Annotated in this window: 13 protein-coding genes; 4 read left to right on the forward strand and 9 right to left on the reverse strand. The window is 65.5% G+C overall.

Translation table 11 applies throughout. The features are described 5' to 3' along the window. The first annotated feature begins 3 nt into the window (after positions 1–3). The 4 genes from FQ755_RS26040 (at position 4) to FQ755_RS26055 (ending at position 6,379) form a co-directional block, all read left to right on the forward strand. Entirely contained in the window at positions 4–915 is a 912-nt protein-coding gene (locus FQ755_RS26040; protein WP_144157875.1) for a carbohydrate kinase family protein, read from the forward strand. Between the two features lie 148 nt (positions 916–1,063). Continuing rightward, on the forward strand, positions 1,064–1,285 hold the full coding sequence (locus FQ755_RS26045; protein WP_144157876.1) for a hypothetical protein: 222 nt from the start codon (positions 1,064–1,066) through the stop codon (positions 1,283–1,285). 235 nt (positions 1,286–1,520) lie between these two features. Next, positions 1,521–2,543, forward strand: a complete 1,023-nt coding sequence (locus tag FQ755_RS26050; protein ID WP_144157877.1) for an ion channel — start codon at positions 1,521–1,523, stop codon at positions 2,541–2,543. 215 nt (positions 2,544–2,758) lie between these two features. Beyond that, the gene (locus tag FQ755_RS26055) at positions 2,759–6,379 is read left to right on the forward strand and encodes an indolepyruvate ferredoxin oxidoreductase family protein (RefSeq protein WP_144157878.1); all 3,621 of its coding nucleotides are present in this window, start codon (positions 2,759–2,761) and stop codon (positions 6,377–6,379) included. Positions 6,380–6,418: 39 nt separating this feature from the next. On the opposite strand, the gene FQ755_RS26060 is transcribed toward FQ755_RS26055, so the two are convergent. From FQ755_RS26060 to FQ755_RS26100, 9 genes are all read right to left on the reverse strand, one after another. Then, positions 6,419–7,696, reverse strand: coding sequence for an EAL domain-containing protein (locus FQ755_RS26060; RefSeq protein WP_144157879.1), 1,278 nt, complete (start codon positions 7,694–7,696; stop codon positions 6,419–6,421). 280 nt (positions 7,697–7,976) lie between these two features. Beyond that, the gene (locus FQ755_RS26065; RefSeq protein ID WP_144157880.1) at positions 7,977–9,284 is read right to left on the reverse strand and encodes a solute carrier family 23 protein; all 1,308 of its coding nucleotides are present in this window, start codon (positions 9,282–9,284) and stop codon (positions 7,977–7,979) included. 115 nt (positions 9,285–9,399) lie between these two features. After that, positions 9,400–10,950, reverse strand: a complete 1,551-nt coding sequence (locus FQ755_RS26070) for a methyl-accepting chemotaxis protein (protein WP_144157881.1) — start codon at positions 10,948–10,950, stop codon at positions 9,400–9,402. A gap of 330 nt (positions 10,951–11,280) precedes the next feature. Beyond that, positions 11,281–11,889 (reverse strand): DUF2239 family protein, encoded by a 609-nt coding sequence (locus tag FQ755_RS26075; protein WP_144157882.1) that lies wholly within the window; start codon positions 11,887–11,889, stop codon positions 11,281–11,283. Positions 11,890–12,001: 112 nt separating this feature from the next. After that, positions 12,002–13,513, reverse strand: a complete 1,512-nt coding sequence (locus tag FQ755_RS26080) for a sensor domain-containing diguanylate cyclase (protein ID WP_144157932.1) — start codon at positions 13,511–13,513, stop codon at positions 12,002–12,004. Between the two features lie 302 nt (positions 13,514–13,815). After that, entirely contained in the window at positions 13,816–14,532 is a 717-nt protein-coding gene (locus FQ755_RS26085; RefSeq protein ID WP_144157883.1) for an NAD-dependent epimerase/dehydratase family protein, read from the reverse strand. After that, entirely contained in the window at positions 14,529–15,479 is a 951-nt protein-coding gene (locus FQ755_RS26090; protein ID WP_144157884.1) for an oxidoreductase, read from the reverse strand. Before FQ755_RS26090 ends, FQ755_RS26085 begins: the two co-directional genes overlap by 4 nt. A gap of 11 nt (positions 15,480–15,490) precedes the next feature. After that, entirely contained in the window at positions 15,491–16,354 is an 864-nt protein-coding gene (locus tag FQ755_RS26095; RefSeq protein WP_144157885.1) for an oxidoreductase, read from the reverse strand. Between the two features lie 58 nt (positions 16,355–16,412). Further along, positions 16,413–16,985, reverse strand: coding sequence for a TetR/AcrR family transcriptional regulator (locus tag FQ755_RS26100; RefSeq protein ID WP_144157886.1), 573 nt, complete (start codon positions 16,983–16,985; stop codon positions 16,413–16,415). Positions 16,986–17,005 lie beyond the last annotated feature (20 nt).

Raw genomic sequence — 17,005 nt, forward strand, 5'->3', positions numbered from 1 at the left:
ACCATGAGCGCGAGCACTGAATTTCCCTTCTTCGTTTCGCCCGGCGACATCCTCACCGACCTCGTGCGCACCGGCGATTCGCAATGGCTGTCGCGTCCTGGCGGCGCCGGCTGGAACGTCGCGCGCGCGGTGGCGCGCCTCGGTGTGCGCACGGCTTGCGTCGGCTCGCTCGGCACCGACAATTTCTCCGACGAACTGTGGAACGCCAGCGTCGCAGCAGACCTCGACATGCGCTTCATGCAACGCGTCGAGCGGCCGCCGCTGCTGGCGATCGTACATCAGACGCATCCGCCCGCGTACTTCTTCATGGGCGAGAACGGCGCCGATCTCGCCTTCAATCCCGCGAAGCTGCCGGAAGGCTGGATGAGCCACGTGAAGTGGGCGCACTTCGGCTGCATCAGCCTCGTGCGTCAGCCGCTGGGCGACACGCTCGCCGCGCTGGCCGCGCAGTTGCGCGCGCGCGGCGTCAAGATCAGCTTCGATCCGAATTACCGCAACCTGATGGCGCACGGCTACGAGCCGACGCTGCGCAAGATGGCCGCGCTCGCCGACCTGATCAAGGTCTCCGACGAAGACCTGCGCCAGCTCTTCAAAGGCAGCGAAGCCGAGGCGCTCGCCGAATTGCGCGCCATGAATCCGCAGGCCACCGTGCTCGTCACGCGCGGCCCGGACAAGGCCACGCTCTTCGTAGGCGACACGGTCATCGAAGCGCAACCGCCGCGCGTCGAAGTGGCGGATACGGTCGGCGCGGGGGACGCGTCGATTGGCGGCTTCCTGTTCAGCCAGATGACGGCGCCGCAACGCACGTGGCAGGAGCATCTCGCGTTCGCGCTGGCCGCGGGCGCGGCGGCCTGCCGGCATGCGGGCGCGCATTCGCCGTCGCTCGATGAAGTAGTGGCACTGCTGGAAGGCTGAGGTTTCGCGCGCCGGGGTGCGGGCTGCGGGCTTCGCGCTCCGGCTGCGGCGCGCGGGCAAAATCACCGGCCAATGGGTCGCGCAGAAGGCCGGTGAGTCCTGAAATAGCGTGCTAGGATGGACACTCCACGTTTGCTGGAGAAGCCTCATGGAGGACGTCACGTACACCAAGGGACTCTACACGGCCATCGCCACGGTGCGCCCGGTAGAAGGCGGAGCGTATCGCGGCGCGGTCACGCTTTCGCGCGACGAAGGCGGCGAGCTGGAAGACAAACTGTACGAAGTCGAGGCCACCTCGACCACCGAGGAAGAGGCCCTCGAAGAAGCCAAAGCGCTGGCCCACCGCATCCTCGGCGAAATCGAATTCTAGGCAGGGCCGGCGCGGCGCGTGCCGGCCTGTTTGGCCGCTTGTTCGTCCGCTTATGTGTCCGCTCGTTTGGCCACTTTTTTCCGCCCGCGCGCCCACCTGCTCGCCCGCTTGACGGCACGTTCGCTGCGCCCCTTTCGCAGCAGCCGTATCACCGAGAAAATCTGCCTGGGCGCTCCGTGCGGCGTGCTACGCTTTGCGCGTTTTCATGCTGAAGAACCGAGCAATGGCCACCGATATGTCAGACGGCATAACCGACCCCAGCCCCGATATCCGTGCGGGCGCCGAGTCGGACGCCCGCGCGTCGGCCGCGGACAGCGCCGCCAATTCCCGTAGACGCTTGCCGCGCGGCAGCCGCGAAATCCCCTTCGGCTCGCGCAAGATCATCGCGCACGGCATGCCGATCCGTTTCTGGCAAGACATCTACCACAGCGCCCTGACGATCACGTGGCCGGTATTTTTCGTGTCGCTGGCGCTGATGTTCCTGCTGCTCAACGCGACCTTCGCGTCGCTCTACATGCTTGGCACGGCGCCGATTGCCAACCAGTTCCCCAAAGGCTTCGGCGGGGCGTTTTTCTTCAGCGTCGAAACGCTCGCCACGGTCGGCTATGGCGACATGCATCCGCAGACGGTCTACGCCCACTGGATCGCCACGCTCGAAATCTTTGTCGGCATGTCGGGTATCGCGTTGGCGACCGGCCTGATCTTCGCGCGCTTCTCGCGGCCGCGCGCGCGAATCATGTTTTCGCGTTATGCGGTGGTGCGGCCCATCGATGGCCACATGACGCTGCTGGCGCGCGCCGCGAACGGCCGCCAGAATGTGATCGCCGAAGCGCGCGGCAAAGTGCGCATGATGCGCGTCGAAACCTCGCCCGAAGGCTATCGGCTACGCAAGCTCTACGACCTGACGCTGGTGCGCGAACAGCATCCCGCTTTCCTGTTTAGCTGGACCCTGATGCACGTCATCGACGAAAGCAGTCCGCTTTTCGGCGAAACCGCCGAGTCGATGAAAGCGCGCGAAGCATCCTTGCTGATCACCATCGAAGGCGCCGACGAACAGACCTCGCAGACCATGCAGGCGCGCCACACCTGGGAAGCCGATTCGATTCGCTGGCAATACAAATACGTCGACCTGCTGCGCGAAGAGGACGGCGTGAGCCACATCGACTACGTCCATTTCGACGAAGTCGAGCCGCTCGAACCTCTGGCGCCGCCGGTCCCGGCCGCGCAGATCGACCCGAACGCGGTGCCGGGCGCCTGACGATTCCGCCAGTTTCGCGCCCGGCGCACGAGCCCTGCGGCAAATCCATCTCAAAATCGGGCGAATTCGCGGAGTACTTCACTCGTTTGCGTCCACAAACCGTCAAACGAGGAAAAATTTTCTCCAATTGGCGCTAAAAAATAGAGTCTCTTTCGAAGCGAAGCCTTCGTGGTCCCCATCCACTTCGCGCGAACGCATAAAAACGGAGACTCACCATGACCGCCCGCCTGCCTGTCGACGGCACGCCCGCCCTCGCCGATTACAAGCTGTCCGATAACCTCACCGCCACGCGCGGCCGCATTTTCCTGACCGGCACGCAGGCGCTGGTGCGTCTCGCGCTCATGCAGCGCGCGCTCGACAAAGCCCACGGCATGAACACCGCCGGCTTCATCAGCGGCTATCGCGGCTCGCCGCTCGGCATGGTCGACCAGCAATTGTGGAAGGCGAAGAAACTGCTCGATGCGAGCGAAATCCGCTTCCTGCCCGCCATCAACGAGGAACTCGGCGGCACCGCCGTGCTCGGCACCCAGCGCGTCGAGTCGGACCCGGAGCGCACCGTCGAAGGCGTGTTTGCGATGTGGTATGGCAAGGGGCCTGGCGTCGATCGCGCGGGCGATGCGCTGAAGCACGGCAACGCCTACGGGTCGTCGAAGCATGGCGGCGTGCTGGTGGTGGCGGGCGACGATCACGGTTGCGTGTCGTCGTCGATGCCGCATCAGAGCGACTTCGCCATGATGGCCTGGCACATGCCGGTGGTGAATCCGTCGAATGTGGCCGACATGCTCGAGTTCGGCCTGTACGGCTGGGCGCTGTCGCGCTTCTCGGGCGCATGGGTCGGCTACAAGGCGATTTCGGAGACGGTGGAATCCGGCTCGACGGTCGACCTCGATGCCTTGCAGACGCAGTGGACGACGCCGCAGGATTTCGTCGAACCGACCGGCGGCCTGCACAACCGCTGGCCCGATCTGCCGAGCCTGACCATCGAGGCGCGGCTCGCCGCGAAGCTCGACGCCGTGCGCCATTTCGCGCGCCACAACAGCATCGACAAATGGATCGCGCCGAGTCCGCAGGCGAACGTGGGCATCGTCACTTGCGGCAAGGCGCATCTGGACCTGATGGAAACGCTGCGTCGGCTCGACCTCACCGTTGCCGATCTCGAAGCGGCCGGCGTGCGGATCTACAAGGTCGGGCTGTCGTTTCCGCTGGAGATGACACGTATCGACAAGTTCGTCGAAGGTCTCTCCGAAGTGCTGGTGATCGAGGAAAAAGGCCCGGTCATCGAACAGCAGATCAAAGACGCTCTCTACAACCGGCGCGACGGCGTGCGGCCGATCGTGGTGGGCAAATATGCGCAGGACGGTTCGCCGCTGCTCTCCGCGCTGGGCGAGCTGCGCCCCTCGCGCATCCTGCCGGTGTTCGCCAACTGGCTCGCGCGGCACAAGCCCGCGCTCGATCGCCGCGAACGCGTGGTGGATCTGGTCGCGCCGCAAATCCTCTCGAACGCCGCCGACGCAGTGAAGCGCACGCCCTATTTCTGTTCGGGCTGCCCGCACAACACCTCGACCAAGGTGCCCGAAGGCTCGATCGCGCATGCCGGCATCGGCTGTCACTTCATGGCCTCGTGGATGGAGCGTGACACGACGGGTCTTATCCAGATGGGTGGTGAAGGCGTCGACTGGGCTTCGCATTCGATGTTCACGAAAACGCGTCACGTGTTCCAGAACCTCGGCGACGGCACCTATTTCCACTCCGGCATTCTAGCGATCCGCCAGGCGGTGGCGGCGAAAACCACCATCACCTACAAGATCCTCTACAACGATGCGGTGGCGATGACGGGCGGCCAACCGGTCGACGGCAGCATCTCGGTGCCGCAGATCGCGCGCCAGGTGGAAGCGGAGGGCGTCTCGCGCTTCGTGGTGGTGAGCGACGAACCCGAGAAATACGACGGCCATCATGGGCTGTTTCCGCAGGGCACCACGTTCCATCACCGCAGCGAGCTCGATGCGGTGCAGCGCGAGCTGCGCGATACCGACGGCGTCACCGTCCTGATCTACGACCAGACCTGCGCCGCCGAGAAACGCCGTCGCCGGAAGAAAGGCGAATTCCCCGATCCGGACAAGCGTCTCTTCATCAACGAAGAGGTGTGCGAAGGATGCGGCGATTGCGGCGTGCAGTCGAACTGTCTGTCGGTCGAGCCTGTCGAGACGGCGCTGGGCCGCAAGCGCCGTCTCGATCAATCGTCGTGCAACAAGGACTTCTCCTGTGTGAACGGCTTTTGCCCGAGCTTCGTGACGATCGAAGGCGGCAAGCTGAAGAAGGCCGCCGGCGCCGCGTTCGACGCCGTGGCGCTGGCCGCGCGCGTGAATGCCTTGCCCGTACCGTCCACGCAACTCGATGCCGCGCCGTATGACATTCTGGTCACCGGCGTCGGCGGCACGGGCGTCGTGACGGTGGGCGCGCTGATCAGCATGGCCGCGCATCTGGAGGGCAAGAGCGCGTCGGTGCTCGACTTCATGGGCTTTGCACAGAAAGGCGGCTCGGTGCTGTCGTTCGTGCGCTTCGCCGCGCGCGACGAATGGCTCAACCAGGTGCGCATCGACACCCAGCAGGCCGACGTGCTGCTCGCCTGCGATATGGTGGTGGGCGCGAGTTCCGACGCGCTGCAGACGGTGCGCCACGGCCGCACGCGAATCGTCGTCAACACACATGCGATTCCAAACGCGACCTTCGTGCAGAACCCGGATGCCGACCTGCATGCCGACGCGCTCATCGACAAGATGCGTCACGCGGCCGGCGCCGAGCGCATGTCGGCTTGCGACGCGCAGGCACTGGCGACACGCTTCCTCGGCGACACGATCGGCGCCAATATCCTGATGCTGGGCTTTGCCTGGCAGCTGGGTCTGGTGCCGGTGTCGTTCGGCGCGATGATGCGGGCGATCGAATTGAACAACGTCGCGGTGCCGATGAATCAACTGGCGTTCTCGGTGGGCCGTCTCGCGGCTGCCGATCCGGCGGCGCTCGAGGCCTTGTGGCAGGAGCGGCACGCCGCCGCGCAAGCGTTGCGGGTCGACACGCTGGACGAACTGATTGCGCATCGTGAAGCGCGGCTTGCGGTGTACGGCGGCGAGGCTTATGTGAAGCGATATCGCGGGCTGGTGAATGCGGCGCGCGCGGCGGCAGCGCGCCTCGCCGGTGCTGCTGCAGATGCACCGGATGCATCAGGCGCTGCTGGCGAGCGCCTGACGCGTGCAGTGGCCACGACGTTCTACCGTCTGCTGGCCGTGAAGGACGAATACGAAGTCGCGCGGCTGCATACGGACAGCGCGTTCCGTGCTTCGCTCGAAGCGCAATTCGAAGGCGTCGCCGGTAAGGACTTCGGCGTGAAATTCAATCTCGCGCCACCGACCCTGATGCGTCCCAGGCACGGCGCGACGCCGTCGAAAAAAACCTTCGGACAATGGCTGTGGCCGCTGCTCGGCACAATGGCGAAATTCCGCGGACTGCGCGGCACGATGTTCGATCCGTTTGGCCGCACGCTCGAACGCCGGATGGAACGCGAACTGGCCGACGACTACGAAGTGACCCTAAAGCGTGCCTTCACCAAACTCGATGCCGGCAACGCCGAAGAAATCGCCAGGCTCGCGGATCTGCACGCCCGCGTGCGCGGCTACGGTCACGTGAAGCTGGCGAATCTGGCCGGCGTGAAGCGCAGCGAGCGTGAGCTGGCGGCGCGTCTGCAGATCGAAGCGGCCACCGGCGCGGCAGTCAGGCAGGCGCTCGACGAAGTGAAGGGCGCCGGCACGTTGCGGGGTATCCCCGTGGTGGTGGCTAAGTAAGTCTTTGACGGTGCGAGCGCGGTGCTCCGGCCGCCGCGCTCAGAACCGCTCTTCATCCACCCAGTCGATATCCCCACAGAGCACGCAGGTCTGCTCGCCCACCCGCGTCACCACCGACAACGTCACGCACGGCAGCGCCTCGTTGATCGACAGATACGGACGCGTCACGTGGACGCGCTCCGGCGCACTGATCGCCGCGCGGAAATACGGCCGACGCAGCCAGTTCGCGCCCTGCGCGTCCGCGAGCGGCAAAAAGCGTGTCTCGTGCGCCGCGCGGTCGGCGCGCAGCACCACGTTGCGGCCCGCCTGACGGCCCTTCGCATCCAGCAGGAAGCAGCGCGCCGCGTGATCGAGCGCGAGAAAATTCCAGCACACTTCGTCGAGCGGCTCACCGGCGGCGAGCCGTTCCGCCGCCCGTTCGAAGGCGCGGATATACGGTGCGAGCCGGCTGGCGTTGCGGCGCTCGCGCGCCTCGGCCTGGTCGCGGTAACGCTCGGTGACTTCGCTGATGCAGGTCACCGCGTGCGCGCTGTCGGCGGCGCCCGGATTCGGCCGGCCGAAGAAGAAGCCCTGGACGAAGTCGGCGTCGCAGGCGAGCGCCATCTGCGCCTCGTGCTCGGTCTCCACGCCTTCGATCAGCACCAGCTTGCCCGCTTCGTGCAGCAGCGCGACGAGGCCCGGCAGGATGGTCGCCATGTCGGCGCGATGCGCGGCATGCGAGAGCATGATGCGGTCGAGTTTCACGATGTCCGGATTCAGTTGCCAGATCCGTTCCACATTCGAATGGCCCGCGCCGAAGTCGTCGAGCGCGATCAGGAAGCCGAGTTCGCGGAACTTGCGCACGGCATCGGCGAGACGCTCCAGATCTTCCGCGCGCTGCTCCAGCACTTCGAGCACGATACGGCGCGGCGAAATGTCGAGCCGCCGCAGATTCGCAAGCAGCGCGGCGGCATGATAGGGATCGGTCAAGGCGCCCGGATGGACGTTCAGGAACAGCCACTCCTTCTCGACGCCAAGCACCTTGAAATTTTCCAGATGCAGGGCCTGCGCCAGCCGGTCCACCTGCAGCACGTCGCCAATGCGCGCGGCCTGGCCGAAGACGTCGAGCGGCGACACCGGCCGGTCAAGCGCGTCGTGCGCCCGCAGCAAACCCTCGTAGCCGACCGCACGCATATGCGACAGGCTGAAGATCGGCTGAAACACGCTCGTCAGCTCCAGCTCGCCATGCCGCACCGAATACCGTTCGAGCCCCGAAGTCACACTCACCTCGAAGCCGTGCGGTGCGGCGGTCGTCCTTTCCTGTTGCGCAATCGTCATGCATTCCTCTCACGCGGGATCCGGGCCGGTTCGCGTGGGGGCGAACAATCGCGGCGCCATTTCTCCAAATGTGCGTCATCGATAGTCCTTAAGCAAGCTCCGTGCGCACGCAGGCGCACATTCCAATGATGTTTGCCTGCGCCGCTGCACCGCCGGCAACTGCGTGCCTCTTCGGCGGGCGCGTGGCGCACCATGAAGGTGCAAGAGCCTCAGTCGTTAAAGGCTGATGAGGGCCGCGCGGCGGGCCACACCGCGCGCGTGCAATTTCGAAGCGCCCAGCTCAAACCGCCGGCTGCTGTGCCGGCTTGCGGCGCAGCAGCGCGTACAGAATGATCGAGCCGAATGTCGCCGTACCGATCCCGCCGAGCCCGAAGCCGCCCAGCTTCAGCGAGAAGTCGCCCGCGCCGAGCACGAGCGTGACGGCGGCGACGATCAGGTTGCGGTTGTCGGAGAAATCCACCTTGTTGACGACCCAGATGCGCGCGCCCGTCACCGCAATCAGCCCGAACACCACGATCGACACACCGCCCAGCACCGGCCCGGGAATCGTCTGGATCACCGCGCCGAACTTTGGCGAGAAGCCGAGCACCAGCGCGATCACCGCGGCGATCACGAACACCAGCGTCGAGTAGATTTTGGTGACGGCCATCACGCCGATGTTTTCCGCGTAAGTCGTGACGCCCGTGCCGCCCGAGAAACCGGAGACGATAGTCGCGAGGCCGTCGCCAATGAACGCGCGGCCGATATAGCGATCGAGGTTCTGGCCGGTCATCGCGCTCACCGCCTTGATGTGGCCGAGGTTTTCCGCGACGAGGATCGCGGCGATCGGCGCCAGCAGCGTCACGACCGGCGCGCTGAACACCGGCGCGGTGAAATGCGGCAGACCGAACCAGGCGGCATTCGCGACGATCGAAAAATCGATCGGCTTGCCCATGCCCAGGCCATTGGTGACGATCGCGTAAATCACGTAGGCGATGATCAGCCCCACCAGAATCAGCAACCGCTGCAGCATGCCGCGCGCAAACACTGCCACGCCGGCGACGCACAGCACGGTGACGAGCGCCATCCACGAATCGAAGTTGCTGCCGCTTACGCCTTTCACGGCGATCGGCGCGAGGTTCAGCCCGATCACGCAGACGATCGCGCCCGTCACGAGCGGCGGCATTAGCGTTTCGATCCACTTCGTGCCGACCGCCGTGACGATCAGCCCGATGATGGCGTACACCACGCCGCACGCGATGATCCCGCCGAGCGCCAGCGGGATGTTCGGATTGGGACCGTGGCCGCCGTAGCCGGTCACGGCAATCACGAGGCCGATGAACGCGAAGCTCGAACCGAGATAGCTCGGCACGCGTCCGCCCACCACCACGAAGAACAGCAGCGTGCCGATGCCCGACATGAAAATGCACAGGTTCGGATCGAAGCCCATCAGCAGCGGCGCGAGCACGGTCGAGCCGAACATCGCGACGACGTGCTGAATGCCCATTGCCAGCATCTGCGGTAAGGCGAGCCGCTCATCGGTGTTGACGACGCGGCCCTCGGCGACGGCTGGCTGCGCGCGCCAGCGGGGGAAATAGGAATCGGCCATGGCGGGGGTTCTCCTCTATCGGCATCGTTTTAAATTACGCGCGAGTGTACGGAGAGGCCCCGGCCCTGGCAAGCAGCGTCGTGGAAGCGCTGCGGCAAGTTCACGGCTGCGGCATCTACAGCGCAAACACCGCGACCGCCGTCTTCAGTTCGCGCGCCTGGTCCGCCATCGAGGCCGCCGCGGCCGCCGCCTGCTCCACTAGCGCCGCATTCTGCTGGGTGACTTCGTCCATCTGCGCGACGGCGCGGTTCACCTGCTCGATGCCGCTGCTCTGTTCGTGCGATGCAGCAGAGATTTCGCCCATGATGTCGGTGACGCGCTGCACCGCCTGGGTCACCTCGGCCATCGTCTGGCCGGCCCGCTCGGCGAGCGCGGCGCCGCTGCCGACACGGGCCGTCGAGTTTTCGATCAACTCCTTGATCTCTTTGGCCGACAGCGCGCTGCGCTGCGCAAGCGAGCGCACCTCGCCCGCCACCACCGCGAAGCCGCGCCCCTGCTCGCCCGCACGCGCCGCTTCGACGGCCGCGTTGAGCGCCAGAATATTGGTCTGGAAGGCGATGCCCTCGATCACGGCGATGATGTCGGTCATGCGCTTCGAGCCCGCGGCCAGTTCGCGCATGGTCTCGACCACGTCGCCAACCAGACCGCTGCCGCGCACCGCCACTTCCGATGCGCCATGCGCGACGCCGCTCGCCTGCTGCGCGTTGTCGGCGTTTTGCCGCACGGTCGCGGTGAGTTGCTCCATGCTCGAAGCGGTTTCTTCGAGCGACGCAGCCTGTTCTTCGGTGCGTTGCGAAAGATCGGTATTCCCTTGGGCAATTTCACCGGACGCGAGCAGGATCGACTCGCTCGATTCGCTGATGCCCGAGACGATCCCCGCCAGCCGTTCGCGCATATTACGGAGTGCGAACAGAAGACTTTGGGTGTCGCCGACGCGTGTGTCGACTCGCACGCTGAGGTCGCCATCCGCGATCCGGTTGGCGATCTGCGCGGCGTAGCCCGGTTCGCCGCCGAGCTGGCGCCTGAGCCGCCGCGCGATCAGCCACGCCAGCAGCATGCCGGCCACGAGCGCGCCCAGCACCAGCGACGACAACACCACGCGCATCCGCCGGTAACTGTCCGACGCCTGGGACTGCGCGTCGCTCGCCTGCTGGCGGCGGTAGTCGATGGCGCTCACGATGCTGTCGCGCAACGCCTCGCTCGAGGCGATCGCGCGCCGCACCAGTTCCTTGTTGTCGACGCCCGCCGGAATCGGCTCCGCGCCGATCTGTTGATGTACGATCTCTTCCCACACCGCCGACTTGCGCAACACGTCGTCGAACAACGTCTGGCCCTGGCGGGTGGAGAGCGTGGAACGATACTGGTCGTAGGCGTCATGCATGCTCTTGAGCGACGTGACGATGCCGGCATCGAGCCGCTGGCGGCCCGCTTCGTTTTCCGCGTAACCGAGATTCGCCGCCGCGAGGTCCGCGTCGATCTTGTGGCGGTTCGCTTCTTCCATCCAGTAGAGACCGTCCATGTGGCGGCTGCTGATCTCGTCGGTGAGATCGTGCATCGACGCCAGCGTCATCAGGCCGGTGCCGCCGACAACCGCGCAAAACGCGATGACCACCGCGAATGCCGACAGCAGGCTTTGCAACACCGTCATGCGCTCGAACCACTTCATATCAACATCCCTTTCAAAAGCGCCGGGCCGGCGACGAGGCGCGCGTTGGCGCGTTCACTCTTTTACGGCGGCGTGGCCCGCGACTTGACATGCTGATGCCAGAAATAAGCGGGCAAGGATGTTGCAAGGCGCCGCCCGCCGGGCCTTGCCCGGATTGGGATTTGTCTGATTTATGGGGGGCTGCCCGCTGGCTACACTGACTTTGCTGCGTGACCCCATGAATTACGCAAGCGAAGTTGTTGTAACTCTCCGATTTTGCCGCTCACGCTCCCCCGCGTGAGCGGTTTTTTTTCGTCTGATGGGGCCGTTGCCGATGTGACGGTTTGGCGATTACGTGTTGCCAAAAGCACGCGCCGCGAGCTTCGCCGCGTGTTCGCGCACATCGGCCGGCCACGGCGCAATGGATGCGGCGAAGCCAATTGGATCGACGGCATACAGCGCCCGGGTTGCTTCCTCATAGTCAGGCAGATTGCCGGCGAGCGCCGTCATGAAGCGATACGCCGCTTCCTGGGCGCGGCGCGTGCGGTCTTTGTCGTCGCTCGCGAGGCGCGCCGTTTCCACCAGTTTGCGCAAGGCAACCGAAGCCCCGCCCGGCTGGTTGTTCAGCCAGTCCCAATGCCGGGGCAGCAGCGTCACTTCGCGCGCCACCACGCCTAGCTTTGGCCGGCCGCGGCCGCGTGGCGTGCTGTCTTCTGCCGACTCCGCCGGGGCTTCTTCCGCTTCGTTTTGCTGACGTTGCAGTCGGGCGAGCACCTCGTCGGCGCTGCCGCGCAGGTCGAATTCGATGGGCTGGCTGGTCATGTCGTCGAACACCAGCACGGGCGCCTGTTCGCCCCGCCCGATTACCTGCCTGATCGCCACGGCGACCTCGGCGGGCGCGCCCGAGGCGATGCGTCGAGTGCCTTCAAAGGCGGTACATGTGTTTGTTTGCGTGGTCATCACGAAAATCCTTTCTGATCGATTTTCATGAATTATACCCGGGTGAAATTTGATTTCAATATCATCCGGGTAAAAATATGGCGGGCGCGCGACGGCAAGGCGCCGCTCGCGCTCAACGCCCTGGCTGAGTCACCATTCCCGGACTTTCCGCGCGCGCCGCAACCGGATAACTGAGGCTGCGGTTGCGCCCCGCGTCCTTGGCCTCGTAGAGCGCCGTATCGGCCGCGTTGACGAATTCCCGGTAACTGCCGAAGGCATGCGTGCCCGTGCACGCAATGCCGATGCTGACCGTCAGCACATGATGCGCGCTCGCCACATGGCGCAACTCCAGGGCCTGCACGGCCGAGCGGATCTGCTCCGCGATCTGCGCCGCGCCGCTGCCGTCGGTATCGGGCAGCAGCGTCACGAATTCCTCGCCGCCGTAGCGGGCGGCCACATCGCCGGGACGCCGTGCGTTGACGTCGATGCAGCGCGCCACCGCCACCAGCGCATCGTCGCCGGCCGAGTGGCCGTAGAGATCGTTGAAGCCCTTGAAGTTGTCGACGTCGATTAGCAGCATCGACAACGGCCTGCCGCTGCGCTGCATCAGCAGCCACGCTTCCTGCGCACGCTCCTCGAACGTGCGGCGGTTGTTCAGCCCCGTCAGGCCGTCCGTGCGGGCCAGCACGCGCAGCGCTTCCTCCACCTCCTGCCGGCGCCTGAGCTGCTGCGAAAACAGCACGGCAAGCGCGATGAGGGTGAGATCGAGCGCGCCGATCAGACTGCCGATAATCCACGCGCGATGCCGCCAGCTCGCGTAGATGTCGCGCGTGGAGATGGCGACGTCGGTCAGCAGCGGAAAGTGCTCGATATGGCGAAACGCGTACCAACGTTCCACGCCATCGATGGCGGCGGTGCCGAAGAACTCGCCGCTGTCCTGCAGCGTGAAGCGGGTGTAATTCGGTGTGCCGGTCAGATTGATGCCGATGATTTTCGCGTCATACGGGCGACGCATCAGCAGCGTGCCGTCGGTCAGCATCAGGGCCATCGAGCCGCCGTTGCCAAGGTTCATCCCGTCGAAGAGGCGCTGGAAATACTCGAGCCGCAGCGTGCCCACCACCACGCCGGCGAAACTGCCGTCCGGGTGCGAGATGCGCCGGCTTAGCGCGATGCGCACGCCTTCGCGGTTCAGCCTGGAGACGAACGGCCGGCTCACGTAGAGCCCGACATCGGGTGAATCGCGCTGCACCTTGAAGTAATCGCGATCCGCGCCGTTCAGGTGCCGTGGCACCACGGAGCGCGAATCGAAAATCGTGTTGCCGGCTTCGTCCAGCACCAGCACCGACCCCATGTCCCGCGCGGTGGCCGCGCCGTCGAACAGGACCAGTTGACGGATGGCGGGCGGCAAGGCCATCACGCCCGGTTGCTTCAGACCGGCGACGACCGCCTGCAACGACAGGTCGTACAGTTCGAGATTACGCGCGACGTCGCGCTGAACCAGCAGGGACACGTTCTGGGCCGCGTCCTGGGCGCGCCGTAAAGCGTCCTCGCGCATCTGCGCCAGCAACCAGATAGCGATGGCGAGGATCGCGCCGGCAAGCACGAGGCTGATCACAATTACAACGTTCGGTCGGCGCGTCACGATCTGTCTGGAGGGTGTCGAACATGCGCGTTGGCCGACGCGCGTTATCGGGGACTGCAATCACGGCCCAGCCGGCGCGGCACGCCTGAGACGGCCACACCGCTGGACGCGGACTGTTGGAAGCGCCAGGCGTAGCAGACGGCGGGACCGGGCTGTCGCTGCGATCCGGCCGGATTTTCGCTCCATGTCAGGGTTATCGGCCTGTTTCTTATTTTGCTTAATAGGCCGCCGCGCTACCTGTAGCGGATGTTACAGGTGAAGAGTGGTCGCATGGCGCGTGGCCACGGCTTAGGACTTGCCCAAAGTTACCCGGCGCGCGGCGTCAGCGGCGGCGTGGCCGCCGCATCCATCGGGCTACGGCCGATCGCGGCGATATCCGCCGGCTCCAGCACGGCGCGCGTCGAATCGTTGCGCCTCGCCAGCGACAGCATCGCGCGCCCCACCTCCTCGGTCGTCACGATCTGATTCGGCGCCAGCGCGTGCATGAGCGCCATCACCGGCCGCAGCAGCGGATAAAGCAGCCGGTACATGCGGGTTTTGGATTGAATGCCGTGCAACGGTTCGATCACTCCCGGACGGAACAGATACACCGCCCGAAACGGCAGCGCCTTCAATGCGTTTTCGGTCTTGCCCTTCACGCGCGCCCACATGCTGCGGCCTTGCTCCGTGCTATCCGTGCCGCTTCCCGAGACGTACACGAAGCTCATCTGCGGATTGAGGCGCGCCAGCGTGCGGGCGGCGTTCAGGGTCAGGTCATAGGTCAGGCGCGTGTACTCCGCTTCCTTCATGCCGAACGACGACACGCCGAGGCAGAAGAAACACGCGTCGAAACCCTGCAGCGAAGATTCGATGCTGCGCAAATCCTGCATGTCCGGATGGACGATTTCGGTGAGACGCGGATCCAGCTGACCGGTCGGCGAGCGGCCCACGGTCTGCACGAACTCGACGTCCTGGGCGCGCAGGCACTCGCGCAACACGCCTTGTCCCACCATGCCGGTGGCGCCCATTAACAAAATTCTCATGACACCTGCTCCGGTTCAGTACGTGGCCAACGAAGGTGAGTCAGCGTTTCCGATACATCCCATAAGCGCGCGGCGACCGCCTGGTCTCGCGCGTGCGCCGCGACGGCGGCCACGCCCGGATGGCCCTTCAGTTCAAACAGGCCATTGGGGCCGTAGTAGCCGCCGGGCATGGCTTCGGGCGCGGTGGCCGCCAGCAGGGTGGGCAACGCGCCCGCCGCGGCCGAGTGACTCATTAGCGGCTGCAGGGCCACGCGGCTGAAGGTGCCCATCAGGCCGCCTTCGCCCGGCCCGTTGGCGATCAGGTCCGTGCGCGCGAAACCGGGGTGCGCGGCATTGCTTAGGAGTCCCCAGCCATTGGCGTCGCTGCGGCGTTGCAGTTCCAGGGCGAACATCAGCATGGCGAGTTTCGATTGCGCGTAGGCTCCCCAGGCGTCATAGCGGCGCGCCCATTGCAGATCGTCGAAATGGATCGCGGCACGCAGCTTGTGCGCCACGCTGCTGAGATTGACGACGCGCGGACCGCGTCCCTTACGCAGCGCGGGCAGAAGCTGCGCCGTCAACGCGAAATGCCCCAGATAGTTGGTGCCGAACTGCATTTCGAAACCGTCGACGGTCGTCTGACGCGTGGGCAGCGCCATGACGCCCGCATTGTTGATCAGCAGATCGAGCGCTGCGTGCTCGCGCGCGAAGCGCCCGGCAAACTCGCGCACCGACGCGAGGCTCGCCAGATCGAGATGCTCGTAAGTGATCGACGCCGCGGGATGTTGCGCGTGAATCGCCGCGAGCGCAGCATTGCCCTTCGCCGCGCTGCGTCCGGTCAGCACGACCTGTGCGCCCGCCCCGGCCAGCGCGAGTGCGGTCTCGAAGCCGAGGCCGCCGGTCGCGCCGGTGATCACCGCGAGGCGCCCGGTTTGCGGCGGGATGTCGTCGGTGGTCCAGTTAGCCATGTTGCACTTCCTCAGGATTGGGGGAATTCAGGTAGTTCGTCCGGCGCGGTGAAGTCGGTGGCGAGGCTGACTTCGCGCCACGCGGCTTCGCTCGTCGAGCGGACCTGTTCGGCCATGCCGAAGTAATGAAGCGCATCGCTGCCGAGTATCAGGTGCACCGGCGGGTGCTCGTGATACGCGAGCTTCAGCACGACCTGCGCCACCTTCGCCGGATCACCGCTTTCTTTGCCCCTGAACTGGTCGAGCAACGAAACGATGGCGCCGACAGATGGAGCATAGTCCTCCAGCACATCCGGCACCGCGCTTCCTGCTTCGTGGGCCCACCCCGTTTTCATGCCGCCCGGTTCGAGCGCCGTCACCTTGACGCCGAACGGCGCCACTTCCTGGCTCAGCACTTCGGTAAAGCCGCCCACCGCCCACTTGGCCGACTGATAGGCGCTGAAACCCGGCATGCCCAGACGTCCGCCCACCGACGAAATCTGGATGATGTGGCCGCTGCGCTGCTGGCGCAAGGTGGGCAGCGCGGCGCGCGTCACGTTGACCACGCCGTAGAAATTGGTGTCGATCTGGGCGCGGAAATCGTCCTCGCTGGCCTGCTCGAACGGCGCGAGATGACCGAAGCCGGCATTGTTCACCAGCACGTCGAGACGGCCGAATGCGTCGAGCGTCGCCTGCACTGCGGCGCGCGCGGCGGCGGGGTCCGTCACGTCCAGCGCCACCGCGCGCACCTGCTCGCCGTACTTCTCGACGAGGTCCGCGAGGTGCTGCGGATTGCGCGCCGTCGCCACCACCTGCTCGCCGGCTTCCAATGCCGCTTCGGCGATGTTGCGCCCGAGTCCACGGGCGCTGCCCGTTACCAGCCATACCTTTGCCATGATGCACTCCTTCCATTTAGATGAGCATGTAATCACTCATTAACCACATAAAAAAACTTCAAGGCTTGGCGACCGCATTCCAGAACGCCTCGAAGCCCGCGTTACGATACCGCTCTGCCTGAGCGCGATCGCGCTCGATGAATTCCATGGTGGTGTCCGCGAGCGATCCCATGATGGCCGCCACGAAGGCGGGCGGCAGGTCGCGCAGCACACCGCTGGCTGTGCTCGCCTGCACCATCTCGTTGACGTCGGCGAAGGCCCGCATGCCGGCCGCGCGCGTTGATTCGCTCAGACGATCCGAAACCGCCAGTTGCGCCACGGCGCGACGCTTGTCCGGAAACGCGACGCCCCAGTCCACGTACATCTGCCACACGTGACGCGCGCGCGCCTGCATGCTCGCGGCCGTCGGATACGCGGCCATCATCACCTCGCGCATGTCGGCCTTGATGCTGAGATAGAGCTCGTTGAGCAAGACGTCCTTGCTTTCGAAGTAAGTGAAAAGCGTGCCTTCCGCCACGCCGGCGACCTTCGCGATCCGCGCGGTCGGCGCGCCCAAGCCCTGCTCCGCGATCACCTGGGTGGCGGCGGCGAGGATGGCGTTGCGTTTGTCTTCGCTTTTCGGACGGGCCATACGTGGTTCAGGCTGAGGCA

This window comes from Paraburkholderia sp. BCC1885 (assembly GCF_900996235.1).
In the GTDB taxonomy this organism is placed as follows: domain Bacteria; phylum Pseudomonadota; class Gammaproteobacteria; order Burkholderiales; family Burkholderiaceae; genus Paraburkholderia.